General features: G+C 47.9%; 1 protein-coding gene. It reads left to right on the forward strand.

Annotation, left to right across the window (positions count from 1 at the left end):
- A partial coding sequence (locus tag LJE08_RS14475; RefSeq protein WP_227403646.1) for a beta-galactosidase occupies nt 1–236 on the forward strand: 236 nt, incomplete at both ends.

A 236-nucleotide genomic window follows, 5' to 3' on the forward strand; every position in this document is an offset into this window, starting at 1 on the left:
GTCGATTGGTTGATCAATTGGCCCGGCGCTATGCTGGCAATTCGCATATCGTGGCTTGGCACGTTAATAATGAGTATGGTGACAACTGCTATTGTGAAAACTGTCGCCGGGCTTTTCAAAAATGGCTCAAGCAGCGCTATCAAACGCTGGATAATCTAAATCAGGCTTGGGACAACAATGTCTGGAGCCATACGATCTATGACTGGGATGAGATTCAAGTTCCCAACGAGCTGGGC

Origin of the sequence: Holdemanella sp. DFI.5.55 (assembly GCF_020593575.1) — a bacterium.
Lineage (GTDB): Bacteria > Bacillota_I > Bacilli_A > Erysipelotrichales > Erysipelotrichaceae > Holdemanella > Holdemanella hominis.